The sequence below is a fragment of the Halomicronema sp. CCY15110 genome (genome assembly GCF_016888165.1).
GTDB lineage: Bacteria > Cyanobacteriota > Cyanobacteriia > Phormidesmidales > Phormidesmidaceae > Halomicronema.
In genome coordinates this window covers 1-2,038 of record NZ_JACSWC010000107.1, presented here as the reverse complement: position 1 = coordinate 2,038, position 2,038 = coordinate 1, and the positions used below count along the sequence as shown (strand labels likewise).

Genomic DNA, 2,038 nt, shown 5'->3' with positions numbered 1-2,038 from the left:
ACCGTGGGTATACCAGGAAGTTACAAAAGTGGTACCGGTCAGCCAGCCCCCAATCGCCATGTAGGCGCAGGGGAACAGCAACAGACCAGACCAGCCGACGAAGACGAATCGGTCGCGCTTTAGCCAGTCATCGAGGACGTCGAACCATCCTCGCTGGGCTTGCGCTCGTCCCATTGCTATGGTCATAGCGCGATTCTCCAAAAAATGAATCTACTAAATGAGTACAGACAAACAACGGCGAGGTGCATAGCACATAAGTAAAAATACTCACCGTCGCATCAAAATGTCTTAACTGTTCTTTACTATAAGCGATTTTTTTCTCATTTGCAGCCATATATAAAGGCGCGATCGCCTCTTCCGGTCAGCATCAGAGATCATCTTGAATTCCGCAAAAGCTTAAGGCTGGTGCGGAGCGCTGGCGATTTTTGAATGATTTTGACCCTGTTGCAAGAGCGTTGGGCCCGCAACTGCACTATGGCGATAAGGGAGACGCATATCGCCATAGTGCAGGACTGCTTGGGGAGAAATGTGAAACACTTTCTGATTTCGGCGCACCTTGATTTGGTGTGGAACCAAGCTGAATGAAAGCTTAAGTCTCTTAGTTTTGCGTTCTCATGCGTCACAATCTCACTCGAACCAAGGGAGAGCCAGCCTAGATTTTTACTGAGATTAAGACGGTATCAATACAAAGTTTTGAACAACTTACCGAGAGTATCGCAAAGTTTTGAACAATTTGAGATGCCTACATCAGTAATTTTGCGCACAGCCTGCCAATAATAAAGCATAAGGCTTTAGATAAACCCCACCGTTTTGAAAGCCTTGTTTTTGAAGGGTGAGATCGCGAATTTGTCTCCCGAAGGCAATATCTTTATTCGCCAAATACCACTACCTACAGCGCAATAGTAGCTGGCGCATTTACTACCAGATATGGCTGATTGACTAGTGTTGGGTGCCTAGTGTCGGCTTGTCAACGTCATTGAAACTGAATTTCCGAACTCTATTTATCGAGCACAACGCATCAAACTAGCAGCCTGAGGTGAGAAGACTACCCCAGTTATTGATAGGTGGATAGTGCATGAGGACATTCAGCGGTGGCGTGCAGTATCAGTACCAACTGCGATCCAGTGGCTAAGGGCCTAAGGCTCCTGAAAAGATTTCCCAATCAATTAGGCAGGCCGCCTGATCCAAGCTTCGTCTTGGCTGAGGACGCATAAGGATAACAACAACAATACGTGAGCAATACGTGCTTGCACTTAAGTGAATGTGCTTGGCAGCGCTAAACGTATGTACTAAATTTTACGGAGTACCTGTGAATCATGTCTTTTACTTATGAAGCGGAGTTAGCAACCCTATCCGGCCCAGAAGTTGCAACGAACCATGAGGGCTATTTGGGGAGCGGTTTTGCGGATTATCTGAATCCCACTGGGGATTACGCGGAGTTTGCTATCGAAGTTGATGCGAATGGTCAGTATGAATTGAGTTTTCGCTACGCCCTTGGGGCTGATGCCAATCGCTTATTGAGCTTGACCGTTGATGGTGAGGACATCACCACACTAGATTTTAGTTCTACTGGCAATTGGACAAACTGGAACGATTTGCTAGAGCAAGTGCAGCTCACTGCAGGCAATCACACGGTTAGACTAACGGCGATTGGCACGAGTGGGCCGAACCTTGATTCGCTGACTGTCGATGCGTTACGCATTGAGCCGATCGTGGTTCCTCCCGACGACACAGTCCCTGAGGCAGACGGTGAGCCGATCGTGCTTCCTTCTCGCGATGTGGTCACTGGGGCAAGCAATGCCTTCTTCAATTTCGAGCATTGGGTTTCCTACACTGCCATCAAAACTGGTGTGGTTTATCAAAGCAGCTTAGTAGACTTCAATATCCAAGTGGGTGGGCTGAGAGTGGCCCCGCTATTTGATGAAGCGGCGTACCTACAGGCCAATCCTGATGTGGCAGCGGCGGTGCAGCAGGGGAGTATGCGCTACGGCTTTGAGCACTTTGTGCTGTTTGGCATGGATGAGGGGCGCGCTCCCGG

Annotated in this window: 1 protein-coding gene and 1 pseudogene; one reads left to right on the top strand and one right to left on the bottom strand. The window is 48.7% G+C overall.

All coding sequences use genetic code 11. The annotated features are described in order from the left end of the window. Positions 1-186: pseudogene (locus JUK32_RS01405) on the bottom strand (photosystem II D2 protein (photosystem q(a) protein)); the annotation flags it as partial. 1,130 nt (positions 187-1,316) lie between these two features. On the opposite strand from JUK32_RS01405, the gene JUK32_RS01400 reads away from it, so the two are divergent. Next, the coding region (locus tag JUK32_RS01400) for a carbohydrate-binding protein (protein WP_204137070.1) at positions 1,317-2,038 on the top strand (722 nt) is incomplete at its 3' end.